Source organism: Amycolatopsis sp. WQ 127309 (assembly GCF_023023025.1).
Taxonomy (GTDB): Bacteria; Actinomycetota; Actinomycetes; order Mycobacteriales; family Pseudonocardiaceae; genus Amycolatopsis.
Genome location: NZ_CP095481.1, coordinates 1,248,807 through 1,265,131 on the forward strand (window position 1 = coordinate 1,248,807; position 16,325 = coordinate 1,265,131).

Consider the following 16,325-nt stretch of genomic DNA (forward strand, 5'->3'; position numbering starts at 1 on the left):
TCTGCCGCATGACCGCGATCGTGCAGAACCTGGTGACCTCCGGCGTCTTCGAGCTCGACGGAGGCAGCTGGGACGTCGACAACAACGTGTGGATCGTGGGCGACGACGCGGAGGTGATCGTGATCGACGCCGCGCACGACGCGAAGGCGATCGAGAACGTCGTCGGCGACCGGAAACTGGTCGCGATCGTCTGCACGCACGCGCACAACGACCACGTCAACGCCGCCCCGGCGCTCGCCGAGGCCACCGGCGCGCCGATCCTGCTGCACCCGGCGGACCGGGTCGTCTGGGACCTCACGCACCCGGACCGCGCACCGGACGGCGAGCTCGCCGACGGCCAAGCGATCACCATCGCGGGCACGGACCTGCGCGTCATCCACACGCCGGGCCACGCACCGGGCGCGGTCTGCCTCTACGCCGAAGAGCTGGGCGTCCTGTTCACGGGCGACACCCTGTTCCACGGCGGCCCGGGAGCCACCGGACGGTCCTATTCGGACTACCCGACCATCGTGAAGTCCATCCGCGAGAAGCTGTTCACCCTCCCGGACGCCACCAAGGTGCACACGGGCCACGGCGAGGGCACCAAGCTCGGCGCCGAGAAGTCCGCTTCGAGCGGCTGGGAACAGCCCTGAGAAGCGGCGGCACTTTCACGTGAAAGTGCCGCCTCAGGAAGTGTGCTTCCGGGCGACGAGGTAGGCGTCCTCGTAGCCCGAGCGCGCGGCTCCCAGCGCGGTCAGCACGTCAGCCGCGGCGGGACGGGCTCCACCCGGACCCGCTGCTTCGCCTCTTCCACCAGGTTCCGCGCCCACCGCTGCAGCCCCGCGACGTCGATTCCGTGCGGCGGCTCGCTCCGGAACGGCTCGATGTTCGCCGCGCCGCGCTCCAGCAGAGATGCCGCTCCGGACGTGTTGCCGCGTGCCGCGTGCGTCAGGCCGACCGCCAGTTGGGCGAGGCCGCGCCACAGCTCGCGGTCCGGGCCGTCCGACGTCTTCCAGGCGTCCTCGAAGACCTCGTGTGCGTGGAACGGCTTGCCGTCGTCGAGCAGCCGTTGCGCTTCCGCAAGCGTTTGCGCCGGCGTCCGGACGATGCCCTCCGGCTGCCGCTCGACGCCGTCGGCGCCGTACGGCAGCGGGCGGCCGAGGCCGTCGCGCGGCCGTGCGTTGCGTGCTCGCCCCTCGGCGTCCCGGTCGCGGCGGCTCATGCCCCGATCCTCCCACGCACCCGGCCGCGTTCGCCGTCTCCCGCCGAGCCACGTAGCCTGGGGACTCGTGCGTTTCCTCGACGGCCACCGGCCCGCCCACGACCTGACCTACGACGACGTGTTCCTGTTGCCGAACCGTTCGGACGTGGAGTCCCGCTTCGACGTCGACTTGTCCACCGCGGACGGCACCGGCGCCACCATCCCGATCGTCGTGGCGAACATGACCGCCGTCGCCGGCCGCCGGATGGCCGAGACCGTCGCCCGCCGCGGCGGCCTGGTGGTGCTGCCCCAGGACGTCGACAGCGCGGCCGTCGCCGACATCGTCGGCTGGGTGAAGAGCCGCCACACCGTCTGGGACACGCCCCTGGTGCTGACCGGCGGTGACGCCGTCGCCGACGCCCTCAACCTGGTCCACAAGCGCTCCCACGGCGCCGTCGTGGTCGTGGACGGCGAAGGCCGCCCGACCGGCATCGTCACCGAAGCGGCGTGCGCGAACGTCGACCGCTTCGCGCGGCTCGCCGACGTCGCGCAGCCGCCGACCGCCGTCGTCCCGCTGGACACGCCGCCGCGGCACGTCTTCGAGCTGCTGCACGCCCAGGGCGCCCACCTGGCGCTGGGCCTGGACGCCGACGGCAAGCTCGCGGGCGTGCTGACCGCGGTCGGCGCGCTGCGCGCCGACATCTACACCCCGGCGGTCGACGACGGCGGCAAGCTGCGCGTCGCGGCCGCCGTCGGGGTCAACGGCGACGTCGCGGCGAAGGCCGCGGCCGTGCTGGAGGCGGGCGTCGACGTGCTGGTCGTCGACACCGCGCACGGCCACCAGGAGAAGATGATCGCCGCGCTGAAGGCCGTCCGGTCGGTGTCGCCGCAGGTCCCGGTGGTCGCCGGGAACGTCGTCACCGCCGAGGGCACGCGCGACCTGATCCAGGCCGGTGCGGACGTCGTCAAGGTCGGCGTCGGGCCGGGCGCGATGTGCACGACCCGGATGATGACCGGCGTCGGCCGCCCGCAGTTCTCCGCCGTCGCCGAGTGCGCGGCCGCCGCGCGCGAGCTGGGCAAGCACGTCTGGGCCGACGGCGGCGTCCGCCACCCGCGCGACGTCGCGCTGGCGCTGGCCGCGGGCGCGTCCGCGGCGATGGTCGGCTCGTGGTTCGCCGGCACCTACGAATCCCCCGGCGACCTGCGGTTCGACGAGCAGGGCCGGCCGTACAAGGAGTCGTTCGGCATGGCGTCGAAGCGCGCGGTGGGCGCGCGCACGCGCACGGACGGCTCGTTCGACCGCGCGCGCAAGGCGCTGTTCGAGGAGGGCATCTCGTCGTCGCGGATGTCCCTCGACCCGGCGCGCCCGAGCGTCGAGGATCTACTGGACTCGATCGGCTCCGGCGTCCGGTCCTCGTGCACCTACGCGGGCGCGCGCACCCTGGAGCAGTTCCACGAGCGCGCCCTGCTGGGCGTCCAGTCGGCGGCCGGCTTCGCGGAGGGCCGCCCGCTCCCCTCGGGCTGGTAAACGCCGTGAAGGCCTCCTTACCGGCCATAAGAGCCGGTAAGGAGGCCTTCACGGACCTTCAAGCTCAGCCGTGGTCCTCCAGCATCTCGGTGACCAGGGCGGCGATCGGCGAACGCTCCGAGCGCGTCAGCGTGACGTGCGCGAAGAGCGGGTGGCCCTTGAGCTTCTCGATCACCGCCGAGACGCCGTCGTGCCGCCCGACCCGCAGGTTGTCGCGCTGGGCGACGTCGTGGGTGAGCACCACGCGCGACGCCGTGCCGAGGCGGGAGAGCACCGTCAGCAGGACGTTGCGCTCCAGTGACTGCGCCTCGTCGACGATGACGAACGCGTCGTGCAGCGAGCGGCCGCGGATGTGCGTCAGCGGCAGCACCTCGAGCATGCCGCGGTCGAACACCTCGTCCAGGACTTCCTGGCTGACCAGCGCGCCGAGGGTGTCGAACACCGCCTGCGCCCAGGGCTGCATCTTCTCGCTCTCGGACCCGGGCAGGTAGCCGAGGTCCTGGCCGCCGACCGCGTAGACCGGCCGGAACACCACGACCTTGCGGTGCTGCCGGCGTTCCATCACGGCTTCGAGCCCGGCGCACAGCGCGAGCGCCGACTTGCCGGTGCCGGCGCGGCCGCCGAGGGAGACGATGCCGACGTCGGCGTCGAGCAGCAGGTCGAGCGCGATGCGCTGCTCGGCGCTGCGGCCGTGGAGGCCGAACGCCTCGCGGTCGCCCCGGACCAGCCGGATGCGTTTGTCGGCCGTGATCCGCCCGAGCCCGCTGGAGCTGCCCGCGAGCAGCCGCAGCCCGGTGTGGCAGGGCAGCTCGGCGAGCTCGTCCAGGCCGTACTCGACCGGGTCGACGGTGCCGCCGCTGAAGAGCGTGTCCAGCACCTCGTGCTCGACGTCGACGTCCGCCATGCCCGTCCAGCCCGACGGCGTGACGTCCTGCGCGCGGTACTCGTCCGCTTCGAGGCCGACGGCCCCGGCCTTGACCCGCAGCGGGATGTCCTTGGTCACCAGCGTGACCGCCGGGAACTCCGCCGCCAGGTTGAGCGCGCAGGCGAGGATCCGGTGGTCGTTGGAGTCCGTGCGGAACCCGATCGGGAGCACCGTCGGGTCCGAGTGGTTCAGCTCCACCTGCAGCGTGCCGCCGTGGTCCCCGATGGGGAGCGGCGCGTCGAGCCTGCCGTGCTGCCGGCGCAGGTCGTCGAGCATGCGCAGGGATTCCCTGGCGAACCAGCCCAGCTCCGGGTGGTGGCGCTTCGCCTCCAGTTCACTGATGACGACCAGCGGAAGCACGACTGCGTGTTCGGCGAACCGGGTCACCGCCCACGGGTCCGAAAGGAGGACCGACGTGTCGAGCACGTACATGTGCTGCTGGGTTTGTGGCGAGGTCGAGGCTTTCTCCGGGCCAGGAACGGCACCGGTCGAAGAACGGCCAGAGGCCTTACGGGGTAAACGCTGCGCAGTCACGACGGCATCTCCCTCGAGGGCGTGTGCACCTCACGCCCGCACTCGCTGGGCCGGGCACCTCCCTGGCTGGACCACTCCGCCTGACGAGCTGTCAGGCGACGCGGCCACGAGGGCCGGGTGCCGGCCCCCTCGTGCGTCTCGTGGGCGGCTGTGCCGCCCCCTCGATCACCGTCACGACCAGGGCCTCCCGCGAGGACCCGCACGGATCGCGTGCCCTCAACTCGGAAGGTACCTACGAATCGGTGATCGCGCAGGAAGCCAACCCGGTGATTCGCCAGATCGTCACCTCACTGTCGGTCGTCCGACATCAACGCCTGGTGACGGTGGCTCTGAGTAGCCGCCGTCTCGATCGATACCTACCCGCCCGGATGATCTTGGTCAGTTCACTGACTCGGCGTATTTACAAGATCGGCTTCGGGGTTCTACCACGTTCGCTTGAGGAATGCATTTTGCGTAGCGAAGAGAGAACCGTACCGGGTGAAAGGCCCTGCAGCGGGCTCACACAATGGGCGTACAAGACGTACGAGAAGCCCGATAAGCGAGTAATTTTTTGACTGCGGGACACACCACCGGTTCACCCGGTGCCCGGACCCCAACAGTTCTACCTAGGAGTGTGCGAAGTGCTGAAGAAGGCTGGTTTCGTGGCCGCCACCGCTGCGGGCCTGATGATGATCGGCAGCACCGCGTTCGCCGCCACGGGGGGCGACCACGGCTACACCCCGGACCCGACGTTCGGCGACGCGTACGCCACGTTCATCGAGGGCGGCGGCGCGCTCGGCTACGGCGCCGCGTCCCTGGTCGCCGGTGCCTACGCCGGTGTGCTGACCTCGCCGGCGTTGGTGCTGCACTCGCTGGAGCACCACCACCACTGAGTCAGGTCGCGCGAAAGGCCCCGGAGTCCGCTCCGGGGCCTTTCGCCGTGCCAGGGGTGCTCAGGAACCGAACCGGCGGTGCCGCCAGGCGTAGTCGCGGATCGCCCGCAGGAAGTCGACGCGGCGGAATGCCGGCCAATAAGCTTCGGTGAACCAGAATTCCGAATGCGCGGACTGCCAGAGCAGGAATCCGGAAAGGCGTTGTTCTCCGGAAGTGCGGATGATGAGATCCGGATCCGGCTGCCCCGAGGTGTAGAGGTGCTCGGAGATGTGGTCGACGTCGAGGATCTTCGCCAGCTCGTGAATGCTGGTGCCTTCGTCGGCGTGGTGGAGCAGCAGCTTGCGCACGGCGTCCGCGATTTCCTGGCGCCCGCCGTAACCGACCGCGACGTTGACCTCCATGCCGGTGCGCCCTTCGGTGCGGGCGGCGGCTTCGCTGAGTCGCTTGGCGACTTCGGCGGGTAGCAGGTCGAGCGCCCCGACGATCCGGAGCCGCCACTGCGTGCCCGGCGCGGCGAGCTCGTCGGTGACGTCGGTGATGATCTTCAGCAGCGGCGTGAGCTCGTCCGGGTCGCGGTTGAGGTTGTCGGTCGAGAGCAGCCACATGGTGACAACCTCGACGTCGGCCTCGTGGCACCAGCTCAGGAAGTCCGCGATCTTCTTCGCGCCGGCCCGATGGCCGTCCGCGACGTCCGCGAAGCCCGCTTCACGCGCCCACCGGCGGTTGCCGTCGAGCATGATGGCGATGTGCCGGGGATGCCGGCCGCGGGCTTGCTGGATGAGGCGCCTGCCGTAGGCGCTGTACACGACGTCGGACAAGAAGGAGCGAACACTCACGTCGAGGAAGAGTACGCACCCGGTGTGAGGCGTGTGACTCGACCGCTGTCCGGGAACCTACGGTCCCGTAACCTGGTTGAGTGAGTGTGCAGACCGAACCCCCAGAGCCCGTAGTGGACCTGCGCCCCCGTCTCCGGGGCCACATCCACTTCTGGACGTTCTTCGGCGCCCTCGCGGCGACGGCCGCACTGATCACCCTGGCCGCGTCCACTGTGTCCGCGATCGCCACCCTGGCGGTGTCGATCTACGGCCTCACGATCCTGGGCCTGTTCGGCGTGAGCGCGCTGTACCACCGCCGGCTGTGGAGCCCCCGCGCGTACAAGTGGATGAAGCGCGCGGATCACTCGATGATCTTCCTGTTCATCGCGGGCACGTACACCCCGTTCACCCTGCTGGCGATGCCCAAGCCCACGGGCTACGTGGTCCTGTCGATCGTCTGGGGCGGCGCTGTCCTCGGCGTGGCGCTGAAGATGCTGTGGCCGCACGCACCGCGCTGGCTGGGCGTGCCGATCTACATCGCACTGGGCTACGTCGCGGTGTTCGTCTTCCCGGAACTGCTGTCCCACGCGGGAGTCGCGGCATTGGTGCTGCTCTGCGTGGGCGGGCTGTTCTACACACTGGGAGCGGCGTTCTACGGCTTCAAGTGGCCCAATCATTGGCCGGATACGTTCGGGTACCACGAGTACTTCCACGCGTGCACCGTGCTGGCGGCGATTTGCCACTACATCGCGATCTGGCTGGCCATGTACGCCTAGCTGCGGTTTACCCTTGTGGATCTTCGTCAGGCCGTCGATGGCATTGCGGGTCCGCTCGTGGCTAATTAGCGGTCTTCCCTTCCGCTTGAAGTTCGGCCGAGATCTCACCTGCCTGCCGTTCCTCGTATCCGGCCCAGTACAGCGCCTCGTGGTGATGACCCCGGTCGACGTCCGCGATCACCCTGTACAACCGCGCGTTGCCGAGCCGGAACGCCAGCCACACCGACGGGTTCGCGTTGTTCGCCGGCCGGCGATCCATCACGACCTCGTGGGCCTCCCGCAGCGTCTTCGGCTCACCCTTCCGCACGATCACACCTCCCCGCGCGGGCTTCCAGCAGCGCCGCCAGGTCCTCGGCGTGGTCGCGGAGCCGGCGCAGGAACGCCACGCATTCCGGCCACGCTTCCTGGTCCTGCGGAGGGACCAGCGTCAGCACGAAGGGCGCGCCGGCCAACACCAGAACCGGCGGGGCCGACCGATCCGGGCCGGTCTCCTCCACCGTCACCTCGATACCCGGCCCCACCGCCCAGCGCACGCCCAGCCCATCCATCACTGCCGTGTCCTGCTTCACTCGCCCAATCCCTTGCCAACTCGGCGAACCCCTCCGCCGCCGACTCCAGCGCCGCCACACACCACCACGGCAACCCGCGCGCCTGCGCCAGCTCCTGCCACGCCCGCGACACCCGCCGCGCAGCATTGGCCGTGTTGGTAGCGCTCATCGGCGTCAGGACCGCGCGCCCGTGTTCCCACGTGGCCATGTAGTCCCGATACGCCTGCTCCCACGCCTCGACCCGCTCGTGGAAGCCCATCTCGCTCACGCGGCCTTCGGCGTCTCACCAGACCCACCGGACCGGGACGGCCTGCTCGCGGCCTGCTTGAAACCGTTCGCGCGGAACACGTAGGACTGGTACTTGAACTCACCCTGCCCCGCCACACGCGGCTCAGCCGTCAACCCGTCCAGCTCGATCGGCCGCATCCCCGGCAGCGCCTCCGAAGTGGTCGGCACCGGCTGAACATCGGCGAGCAGCGTGATCTCGAACGAAGCCCGCTTCGCTCGCGTCTCGGCCGGGTCGGTAACCATAACCTTCCACTGCCGCTTACCAGTCACCTCGTCCACCCGCTGCCGTACCGGACGATTCGCGGCCCGGTCCTCACGCGACTAATACTCGTTGTCCGGCGACACTTCGCCCACCATGACGAGGCCCTGCGTGAACGCGTCGTCAAAGTCGATGCTGAACCGGTGTCCCTTGTCGATAGCCATGCTGAATCCCTTGTGTCGTCTGCTAGTTGGCAACTTCCGGCGGTTCTCCGCCTCGTGCTGCTGCGGCGTGCAATGCCGCGCTCGCCTTGTCCAGTTCCCTCCGCAGTACGGCGATGGCGTCAGTCCACGAGCAGAACCACCGGGAACGCCTTACCGAACCGGACCTCCGCGCGGTTTGCGTACGTCAGCGCCCGGACACGAATCGGCAGATCAGCCGTGACGTGGATCTGAACCGTGTCGCGCATGCCACGCCGCGCCTACGCCGCACGTCGGCGAGGGACCGCCCGCTTGCCCAAGCCAGCTGGCCGAACGGCGGTTGCAATGGTCACGCCTACCTCCTCGGTGTCCTGGCACCGGGCCTGCCCCGGCAACCTGACACCCAGACTCCGCCAAAACGAGGGACGTGATCACAACGTGGCAGGACATCTCGGGACGTCCCTGGTACCGTCGAAGACGTCCCTACACGTCCCAAGGGGTGACGATGCCGAACGAACGCCTGCGTGACGCGCTCCTGCGCAACGGCCTGACACTGGAGCAGGTCGCCAAGGCCGTCGGAGTCGATCAGAAGACCGTCGAGCGCTGGATCACCAAGAACCGGACGCCCTACCCCAAACACCGGCACAAGATCGCCGCCATGGCGCGCGAGTCAGAGACCTACCTGTGGCCGGACTCCGTGACCCCGGAACGCAAGGCCGAGACGGCCGCCGCCGAGGTCGTGCAGGTCTTCCCGCATCGCAACGCCGTGCCCGTCGAGCTGTGGGACCGGCTGATCAAGGAAGCATCGGAGACCGTCGAGATCTTGGTACACGCGGCATTGTTCCTGGTGGAACGCCCGCGGTTCATCAAGGACCTGACAGCCAAGGCAGCAGCCGGCGCCCGAATCCGGCTCATGTTCGGAGACCCCGAGAGTGACAGCGTCGCCCTGCGCGGCAAGGAAGAGCAGCTCGGCGACGGGACGCTTGCGGCACGTATCCGTAATGCACTGGCGTCCTACCGGCCGCTGGTCGGGGTCGACGGCGTGGAGATGCGGTTCCACAACACGACGCTCTACAACTCGATCTTCCGGTTCGACGACGAGGTGATCATCAATACGCACGTGTACGGGTTCCAGGGAGCCCACGCCCCGTCCCTCCACCTGCGAAGACTGTCCGCCGGGGACCTCTTCGAGACGTACTCGGAGAGCTTCGAGTCAGCCTGGAACCTCGCCAAGCCGGCCACCTTCTAGGAGGCAGCATGACCCGAGTCGACTACTACAACGACCCGAACGCACCCAAGGCCAACAGCATCGCCGTAGCGGTATCGGCGTTCATCCAGGACGACAAAGGCCGGATCCTAATGATCCGGCGGACTGACAACGACCTGTACTCGATTCCTGGAGGCCAGCTGGAACTGGGCGAGACGTTGGCTGAGGCAGCAGTTCGGGAGGTCCACGAAGAGACCGGTATCGAGTGCGAGGTCACGGGAGTTATCGGCTTGTACTCAGACCCCAAGCACGTCATCGCCTACGACGACGGCGAAGTTCGGCAAGAGTTTTCCATTTGTTTCCGGGCCCGTCCGACCGACGGTTTTCCAAAAACTAGCAGCGAAAGCAAAGAAGTCGTTTGGGCGGATATGGAAAACCTTCACAATCTTAGGATACACCCATCCATCTCCTTGCGAATCAAGCATGCACTTCAAGATTCAGAAGCATATTTCACATGATCATTTATTCGCTTGCGAAATCTTCGCCCGAAACAATAGAGGAAAGAAGTTTTCGCAGGTCCTCCGGGACACTTTCTGACTGCTCGGACAACCTATGCAGAATTAGATTCTGCAAGAGCGCTTGGCGCATACCCAGCCTCGACGAATAAACTGACAAAATTTTCTTGCCCGGAAATATTGATCGCCAGGAGTCCGGACTGTCCACCGGAGCAGCGAGGGCACCTGACACAGTACGCCAGCAGTCTTCGATCACTCCTTCGACACTTTCACGACTCAGTCGAGCCGAGATATCCGTTAAGACGTTATCCGAGTTACCCTTAAACTGATCGAAAATCGCATCCTTCAACTCTTCTTTCAGGTCACCCTTATCATCAAATAAGTCGACACCCCTGAAGCTCGATCCGGATCCGAAGTCCTCGGACTGAGTCAATGCCTGCAGTCGGGCTTTGATCATCGAAGCTAGCACTTCGGCCGATATGCCTTGCGCAACCTGGTACAGGCCTGCCGCAACCTCATCAGGGCTTTTTGCTATCTGACATTGTTCTGTCAGTACATAGGATATGACAGAGTCCACAAGTAGATAATTCTCAATATGACACCTTGTCAAGACGCGGAGCCGTCCGCCTCTTTTTGAATTATAAGCTGCAACCTCATCGTCAGTGAGAAAGTCGCGATCTCGAAGCGCATAGAAGGTTAGATGCCCGATTCCGCTCTCGATAATCTTCAGAACCGCATCATTTACTCTAGTAACCGAACTGACACTGCCCGCCGGCACCAACTTCACCTTACTAGAATCTGCGCCAAGAAGCTTACTAAACGTGCTTCGATCAACGCTAGACTGTTCCCCTTCAAGAAATACCAGAGAGCGACCTACTCCAATATATCCAGAGTGCCCGAAGAACTCTCTAAGCAATTGTTCCGAGTCGCCGGCTTCGGTAGCTCTAATAACCCGGCTCTTCGAAGGATCCCCCTCCGCTCGATCAATAAAGAACGTGCGATCACGACCAAGCTGCTCGAATATCTCACTATTGTGAGTCGCGAGCCAGATCTGATTCCCCTTACCCAGCTCAAGCATCGCAGTCACAAGGCGTCTCGCCAACTCTGGATGCAAATGCAACTCAGGCTCGTCGATGACAATTATCGCATGATTCACATTCCGCCTAATAAAATTTGCCAGAATAAAGAACGCTTCCTTCTCGCCAGAAGATAGTTCTCCAAAAGGAAGAACGAGGCCTCCAGGAATGCGAACGTAAAGGTTTGTCGGCGTTCGCTCGGACTCATTCGAGACTATGCTATAGCCAGGCAAGATCTGATCGATCATCCGATTGTATGGATCTATTGGGTTTTGCGGCTCTCGTTCTAGGGATTCACCATTTCGATTTCCGATATATCGGATACCCATAGCGTGAACATAATGATACTGCTCTTCAATAAGGTAGTCGAAAAGATCTTTATATTGCTGGCCGGGAAGCTGGAATGCATTGCCTTGAGTGCGCGATGCGTTATCTTGAGGATTGAACAGACTTTGCTGCGAGAATCCCAGATTTCCGTAACTACGGTCAGCGCGTACGGCAAATCCGATCGGACGACCATACCCTTGTCGCAGAACGGCCTGCACTATGTCAAACAAGCGAGAGTTTTCCTGGTACTCAACAGGCATCCCCAGATGACCGCTAAAGAATCTAGTAAACTTTCGAGTCTTCGCTAATCCCGCCAAGTCAGCTTCGTTAGCACCGATTGATGCCGAGTTTCCTTCAAGGTACTCGCGAACGATTTCTGCTTCGCCTGCGGTTACCTCGTAGTCCACTTCAAAAAGATCTTCACCCGTAAGCCCAGAACCATTGTAGCCATATCCGCCCGAAGACGCATTAGAAAGTGCGATTACTTCTAGCAGCGTACTTTTGCCGCCACCATTGGGCCCGGCGAATACGATTGCCGATGAAGCCTTGTCCTGCCGAGGTGCCTCAATCTTGATGTCGACCAAATGACGATAACGCAAGATTCGAATCTCACGGATGTACACGAAGAACCTCGACCTCCAACTTCCTTGCCGAACTTGGCTCTATGGGATCAAGGGTGCGCCGTCGGTGGCGGCGCGCCTGTCGCCTACGTAGCCCCTCGCCTGGGCGGCCACATCCGCTTCCGGCACGGCGGGCTGCCGCTCCGCTTCGCCCGCCGGCCGGGCGGTGCGGCCGCCAGCGGGTCAGCTGGCGTAGCGCCGCGCGGCGGCGGGACGCTTCTCCCCTGGGGCATCTCGGCCTCCTCGACGAGCTACGAGCGGTAGTGACAATCGGGTCGTTTGGGAGTCGATCTCTGTTACGCGCCGTCGTTAGGGACCTCCATCCCGAAGCCTGATCGTGACAACGGCCGGTAGCACCGCGTCAAGACGATGAAGTGTGTCTTGACCCGGCACCACCGGCCGCGTGGAGGCTTCGTATCGGGATGCAGGGCAGGGTGTGGCCTCGGTCGCCAGGCCGTTTCCAGGTCGTCAGAGGTCAGGAAGAGGCGGGCAACCGCGAGAACTGATGACAGACAAAACCGCAGCTCAGCGTACCTAATAGGCAGAGACGCCGAGGTGCAGAAGATGCCAGGAGCAGATCATCGCGATCTGGTTGGCCATGTACGCCTAGCCGAGTCCTGACGCACGCGCGGGGAGGGGACTCGCGAAGGTCCCCTCCCGCGACGTCAGCTCCACATTCCGGGCTCGTAGTCGCCCGCTGGGTTGCGGGCGATCACGTTCAAGCGGTTCCAGGCGTTGATCGTCGCCACCAGGACGATCAACGCGCCGATCTGCTCGTCGTCGTAGTGCTTGCGGACCTCGGCCCAGGTTTCGTCCGTGACGCCGTGGTGGGTGTCCGCTAGGCGCGTTCCTTCCTCCGCCAAGGCCAGGGCCGCGCGCTCTGCCTCGGTGTAGACCGTCGCCTCGCGCCATGCTGCCACCAGGTTCAGGCGCAGCGCCGTCTCGCCCTGGTGCGCGGCGTCCTTTGTGTGCATGTCCAGGCAGACGCCGCAGCCGTTGATCTGGCTGGCCCGGATCTTCACCAGCTCCTGCGTCGCCTTCGGGAGCGTCGATTCCTCGACCGGGCGGGACGCCGCGATCAGGCGCTTGACGAACTTGCCGGCGACCTCGTTCTCGAACAGGTTGATGCGCGCTTCCATGGTTTCCCTTTCGCCGTCCGGTTTCAGCAACCTTGACGAAGCAGCGCGCGCGGTTGTGACAGTGGTGCCGGTCACACGACCTGCCTCGCCGCCTCCCGGGCGGCCGCCGCGAGCTTGACCAGGAAGCGCGCGAACTCCGACTCCTCCGCTCGGTTGCGCGGCGGCGCGAGCGTCACCGTCACCTCGCCGAGCTTCAGCACCACCGCCGGCAGCGGGTGGTCCCAGCCGACGAACTGCATTACGGCGTCCGCGTCGGCCGGGACGCGCCACATCACTTCGCACTCGTCCATGCCCTGTCTTTCCCAGCCGCCCGGGGTTACACACCTTCGCACCAACCCCGGGCCCGCGGAGTGCGTCTCGGGCCATGGCTCTGACCTGCGGCGACACCTCGGACTTAGCCCGCGGGCGGTGCTTCAAACCCGCACCTTCGGGGGTCACCCACAGGGACACCACGACGGTTGCCGTGATCAAGGCCACGGCCGACCGTTGCCCCAGACACACTCAACGCGTGGAAGGAGCAGCACAGCGATGGCCAAGACCATGCAGCCCCAGGAGCTCATCGACAGTGCCGTCGTCGACCCGAACGGCCACAAGCTCGGGAAGGTCGGCAACGTCTACCTCGCCGACGCGACGCACCAGCCGGAGTGGATCACGGTGAAGACCGGCCTCTTCGGGACCAAGGAGAGCTTCGTCCCGCTTTCCGGTGCGCACACCGACCAGGACGGCGTGCACGTCCAGGTCGACAAGGACAGCGTCTCCGACGCGCCCCGCATCGACGCCGACGGCCACCTCTCGCCGGAGGAGAGCGCGCAGCTCTACAAGCACTACGGCCTGCCGGTGCCGCGGATGTCGCCCGACGGGCAGATGGACGACCGCGCGGCCCAGGGCAAGGGCACGGGCCGCGAGAAGTCCGGAATGGACAGTGCGGGGACCCGGCAGGCCGCCATGGGCGACGCCGGCCGCGGGCGGTCCGAAATGGACGGCCGGTCGGGGATGGACGGCCGGGACAAGGCCGGCCGCGACAAGCTGGGCCGCGACGACGACCGGACCATGACGCGCTCCGAGGAGCGGCTGAACGTCGGGACCGAGCAGGTCGAGACCGGGCGCGTGCGGCTGCGCAAGTACGTCGTCACCGAAGAGCAGCAGATCACCGTGCCGGTGAGCCACGAAGAGGTGCGCATCGAGCGCGAGCCGATCAAGGACGGCCGCGGCGGGCGGGCCGAGATCGGCGAAGACGAGCAGGACATCATCCTGCACGCCGAAAAGCCGGTCGTGAACAAGGAAACCGTCGCCGTCGAGCGGGCGCGCCTCAAGACCGAGACGGTCACCGAAGACCAGACGGTGTCCGGCAAGGTCCGCAAGGAGCAGTTCGAAGTCACCGACGACAACGGCAAGCACCGCAAGTCGTAACCCTGAGCGGGCGGCCGGCTCCCCGAAGCCGGCCGCCCGGGGTCACTCCGGGAACCGGGGCGGACGCGCATCGCGCGCCGCCCCCTTTTCGTCGGTACCGCAGGTCGGTACCGACCTGCGGTACCGCCGGTCAGGACGTCAGCATCGGCGCGCGCAGGAACTGCTCCGGGATCGCGAACGCGTCCACCAGCGTCCGGGCGTGCGGCCGCAGCTCCGCGCACAGGCTGTTCACCGCCGCCGTCACGGCCTTCCCACGGGACGCCGACAGGCGGCCGTGGCCCAGGAACCAGGCCAGGTCCTCCTCGATCGCCGACAGCGCGTACAGGTCGCAGACGCGCTCCAGCACCGAGCGGGCCTCCGGGTCTTCGCAGCGCTCGACAGCCGCGGCGAACGCCGTCAGGATCAGGCGCTCGACGTGCACCCGGCCCGCCCGCAACACGTGGTCCTGGGCCGCGTTGAACACGCCGAACGGGTCGTCGCCCGCCTTGCGCAAGCGCTTCACCACGCCTTCGACGACGTGCTCTTCGCGGTCCTCGAACAGCCCGAGCTGCCAGTCGCGGCGGAAGAACACGTCCGAATCGGACGCCTCCGTGAGCCGCTCGAACGCCTTGCGGGCGGACGTGCGCTCCAGGACCGTGCTGACCACCTGCTCGGCGAAGAAGCGTGCTGTCGCCAGCGGGCTCAGGTCCTCGAAGTCCTGTTTGAAGCTGGTCAGCAGGCCCTTCGCGACCAGCTGCAGCAGCACCGTGTTGTCACCTTCGAACGTCGTGAAGACGTCCGTGTCGGCCTTCAGCCCGGCCAGCAGGTTCTCCGAGAGGTAACCCGAGCCGCCGCACGCCTCGCGCGCGGTCTGGATCGTCGCCGTCGCGTGCCAGGTGTTCAAGGCCTTCAGCCCCGCGGCGCGGGACTCCAGCTCGCGCTGTTGCTCCTCCGGCGCCGACGAATCGATGTCGTGCAGCTTCGAGACCAGCTCCTCCTGGGCGAAGTGCAGCGCGTACGTCTTCGCCAGCGCGGGCAGCAGTTTCAGCTGGTGCGCCAGGTAGTCGAGGATGACGACCTCGTCGCCGTCCGGTTTCGTGAACTGGTGGCGGACCTCGCCGTAGCGGACGGCCAGCGCCAGCGCGCGTTTCGTCGCGCTGCCCGCGCTGCCGCCGACGCTCACCCGGCCGCGGATCAGCGCGCCCAGCATCGTGAAGAAGCGGCGGCTGTCGCTCTCGATCGGGCTCGAGTACGCGCCGTTGTCGTCGACGTCCCCGAAGCGGTTCAGCAGGGCCTCACGCGGGATGCGGACGTTGTCGAAGCTCAGCCGTCCGTTGTCGACGCCGTTCAGGCCCGCCTTGGGCCCACAGTCCTCGATGGACACTCCGGGCGCGGGATTGCCGTCCTCGTCCCGGATCGGCACCAGGAACGCGTGCACGCCGCGGGATTCGCCGCCGGTGACCAGCTGTGCGAACACCACCGCCATCCGGCCGTCGCGGGCCGCGTTGCCGATGTACTCCTTCTTGGCCATGATGTCCGGTGTGTGCACCACGAACCCACCGTCCACAAAGGTCGCTGTGGTCCGCAGGTGCTGGACGTCGGAACCGTGGCCGTGCTCGGTCATCGCGAAGCAGCCGAGCAGGTCGAGGGTCATGGTGTCACGCAGGTACTTCGCGTGGTGCCGCTCGGTGCCCAGCAGCTGGACGGCGCCGCCGAACAGTCCCCATTGGACACCGGCCTTCACCATCAGCGACAGGTCGCCGAAACCGAGCATCTCGAACGACGTCACCGAGCCGCCGACGTCGCCGCCCCCGCCGTAGGCCGGGTCGAAACCCAGCCCGGGCCGGTCGGTCGCGGCGAGCGCGTGCAGCTGGTCGAGCACCTGGGCGCGGTGGGCCTCGACGTCGAGGTCGATCGGGTCACGGAACTCCGAGCCGCTCATCTCGGCGCGCACGCCGCGGCGCAACTCGGCCCAGCGGCCGTCGAGGACGGCGGTCAGCGCGTCCGGATCCACCTTCGCGGGCACATTGGGCACGTCCACGGCTTCCTCCGAAAAGTACTTGCTACTCGTTAGTAGTCAGCGTGCCCCAGACGCGCGGATCCCGCAGGTTCAGATCACCCTTGCGTGGTCCACGGAACACCTGTAATCATCGGATCATGTCGATTCGAAAGGGCGTGCGCGCCCT

General features: G+C 66.3%; 17 protein-coding genes and 1 pseudogene. 8 read left to right on the top strand and 10 right to left on the bottom strand.

Annotated features, from left to right (window positions below):
- The first annotated feature begins 8 nt into the window (after positions 1-8).
- Positions 9-632 (top strand): MBL fold metallo-hydrolase, encoded by a 624-nt coding sequence (locus MUY22_RS05265; RefSeq protein WP_247057636.1) that lies wholly within the window; start codon positions 9-11, stop codon positions 630-632.
- Positions 633-733: 101 nt separating this feature from the next.
- Here MUY22_RS05265 and MUY22_RS05270 read toward each other — a convergent pair whose 3' ends face one another.
- On the bottom strand, positions 734-1,201 hold the full coding sequence (locus tag MUY22_RS05270) for a DUF309 domain-containing protein (RefSeq protein ID WP_247057639.1): 468 nt from the start codon (positions 1,199-1,201) through the stop codon (positions 734-736).
- A gap of 67 nt (positions 1,202-1,268) precedes the next feature.
- Between MUY22_RS05270 and MUY22_RS05275 the strand changes: the two genes are divergently transcribed.
- Complete coding sequence (locus MUY22_RS05275; protein ID WP_247057641.1) at positions 1,269-2,708, top strand: GuaB1 family IMP dehydrogenase-related protein; 1,440 nt, start codon at positions 1,269-1,271, stop codon at positions 2,706-2,708.
- Between the two features lie 64 nt (positions 2,709-2,772).
- Here the strand turns inward: MUY22_RS05275 and MUY22_RS05280 are convergent, their stop codons facing one another.
- The gene (locus MUY22_RS05280; RefSeq protein ID WP_247057643.1) at positions 2,773-4,065 is read right to left on the bottom strand and encodes a PhoH family protein; all 1,293 of its coding nucleotides are present in this window, start codon (positions 4,063-4,065) and stop codon (positions 2,773-2,775) included.
- A 344-nt stretch (positions 4,066-4,409) separates the two neighbouring features.
- On the opposite strand from MUY22_RS05280, the gene MUY22_RS05285 reads away from it, so the two are divergent.
- Positions 4,410-4,721, top strand: a complete 312-nt coding sequence (locus tag MUY22_RS05285; RefSeq protein ID WP_247057644.1) for a hypothetical protein — start codon at positions 4,410-4,412, stop codon at positions 4,719-4,721.
- Positions 4,722-4,787: 66 nt separating this feature from the next.
- Entirely contained in the window at positions 4,788-5,039 is a 252-nt protein-coding gene (locus tag MUY22_RS05290; protein WP_247057646.1) for a hypothetical protein, read from the top strand.
- 60 nt (positions 5,040-5,099) lie between these two features.
- Here MUY22_RS05290 and MUY22_RS05295 read toward each other — a convergent pair whose 3' ends face one another.
- Positions 5,100-5,876, bottom strand: coding sequence for an isoprenyl transferase (locus MUY22_RS05295; RefSeq protein ID WP_256475555.1), 777 nt, complete (start codon positions 5,874-5,876; stop codon positions 5,100-5,102).
- Positions 5,877-5,989: 113 nt separating this feature from the next.
- Between MUY22_RS05295 and MUY22_RS05300 the strand changes: the two genes are divergently transcribed.
- Positions 5,990-6,631, top strand: a complete 642-nt coding sequence (locus tag MUY22_RS05300; protein ID WP_371827657.1) for a hemolysin III family protein — start codon at positions 5,990-5,992, stop codon at positions 6,629-6,631.
- Between the two features lie 61 nt (positions 6,632-6,692).
- Here MUY22_RS05300 and MUY22_RS05305 read toward each other — a convergent pair whose 3' ends face one another.
- The 3 genes and pseudogenes from MUY22_RS05305 to MUY22_RS05315 form a co-directional block, all read right to left on the bottom strand.
- Positions 6,693-6,944, bottom strand: a complete 252-nt coding sequence (locus MUY22_RS05305) for an AMED_5909 family protein (RefSeq protein WP_247057650.1) — start codon at positions 6,942-6,944, stop codon at positions 6,693-6,695.
- Positions 6,925-7,200, bottom strand: a complete 276-nt coding sequence (locus MUY22_RS05310) for a hypothetical protein (RefSeq protein WP_247057652.1) — start codon at positions 7,198-7,200, stop codon at positions 6,925-6,927. The genes MUY22_RS05305 and MUY22_RS05310 overlap by 20 nt, the downstream gene beginning before the upstream one ends.
- A 243-nt stretch (positions 7,201-7,443) precedes the next feature.
- Positions 7,444-7,890, bottom strand: a pseudogene (locus MUY22_RS05315) (hypothetical protein).
- Positions 7,891-8,371: 481 nt separating this feature from the next.
- Here MUY22_RS05315 and MUY22_RS05320 point away from each other — a divergent pair.
- Positions 8,372-9,115, top strand: a complete 744-nt coding sequence (locus MUY22_RS05320; RefSeq protein WP_247057654.1) for a DUF5919 domain-containing protein — start codon at positions 8,372-8,374, stop codon at positions 9,113-9,115.
- Positions 9,116-9,123: 8 nt separating this feature from the next.
- Positions 9,124-9,591 (top strand): NUDIX hydrolase, encoded by a 468-nt coding sequence (locus tag MUY22_RS05325; protein ID WP_247057656.1) that lies wholly within the window; start codon positions 9,124-9,126, stop codon positions 9,589-9,591.
- Between the two features lie 4 nt (positions 9,592-9,595).
- Here the strand turns inward: MUY22_RS05325 and MUY22_RS05330 are convergent, their stop codons facing one another.
- From MUY22_RS05330 to MUY22_RS05340, 3 genes are all read right to left on the bottom strand, one after another.
- The gene (locus MUY22_RS05330; protein WP_247057658.1) at positions 9,596-11,614 is read right to left on the bottom strand and encodes an AAA family ATPase; all 2,019 of its coding nucleotides are present in this window, start codon (positions 11,612-11,614) and stop codon (positions 9,596-9,598) included.
- Between the two features lie 662 nt (positions 11,615-12,276).
- Complete coding sequence (locus tag MUY22_RS05335; RefSeq protein ID WP_247057660.1) at positions 12,277-12,750, bottom strand: carboxymuconolactone decarboxylase family protein; 474 nt, start codon at positions 12,748-12,750, stop codon at positions 12,277-12,279.
- 71 nt (positions 12,751-12,821) lie between these two features.
- Entirely contained in the window at positions 12,822-13,040 is a 219-nt protein-coding gene (locus MUY22_RS05340) for a hypothetical protein (protein WP_247057662.1), read from the bottom strand.
- 238 nt (positions 13,041-13,278) lie between these two features.
- Here MUY22_RS05340 and MUY22_RS05345 point away from each other — a divergent pair, with 238 nt between their 5' ends.
- The gene (locus MUY22_RS05345; protein WP_247057665.1) at positions 13,279-14,160 is read left to right on the top strand and encodes a DUF2382 domain-containing protein; all 882 of its coding nucleotides are present in this window, start codon (positions 13,279-13,281) and stop codon (positions 14,158-14,160) included.
- A gap of 130 nt (positions 14,161-14,290) precedes the next feature.
- On the opposite strand, the gene MUY22_RS05350 is transcribed toward MUY22_RS05345, so the two are convergent.
- Complete coding sequence (locus tag MUY22_RS05350; RefSeq protein WP_247057666.1) at positions 14,291-16,180, bottom strand: acyl-CoA dehydrogenase; 1,890 nt, start codon at positions 16,178-16,180, stop codon at positions 14,291-14,293.
- Positions 16,181-16,325: the final 145 nt, after the last annotated feature.

Excerpts from the sequence above, each read along its gene's own strand:
- MUY22_RS05265 (WP_247057636.1), top strand. The coding sequence starts at position 9 with ATGACCGCGATCGTGCAGAACCTGGTGACCTCCGGCGTCTTCGAGCTC.
- MUY22_RS05270 (WP_247057639.1), bottom strand. The coding sequence starts at position 1,201 with ATGAGCCGCCGCGACCGGGACGCCGAGGGGCGAGCACGCAACGCACGG.
- MUY22_RS05280 (WP_247057643.1), bottom strand. The coding sequence starts at position 4,065 with ATGTACGTGCTCGACACGTCGGTCCTCCTTTCGGACCCGTGGGCGGTG.
- MUY22_RS05320 (WP_247057654.1), top strand. The coding sequence starts at position 8,372 with ATGCCGAACGAACGCCTGCGTGACGCGCTCCTGCGCAACGGCCTGACA.
- MUY22_RS05325 (WP_247057656.1), top strand. The coding sequence starts at position 9,124 with ATGACCCGAGTCGACTACTACAACGACCCGAACGCACCCAAGGCCAAC.
- MUY22_RS05335 (WP_247057660.1), bottom strand. The coding sequence starts at position 12,750 with ATGGAAGCGCGCATCAACCTGTTCGAGAACGAGGTCGCCGGCAAGTTC.
- MUY22_RS05340 (WP_247057662.1), bottom strand. The coding sequence starts at position 13,040 with ATGGACGAGTGCGAAGTGATGTGGCGCGTCCCGGCCGACGCGGACGCC.
- MUY22_RS05345 (WP_247057665.1), top strand. The coding sequence starts at position 13,279 with ATGGCCAAGACCATGCAGCCCCAGGAGCTCATCGACAGTGCCGTCGTC.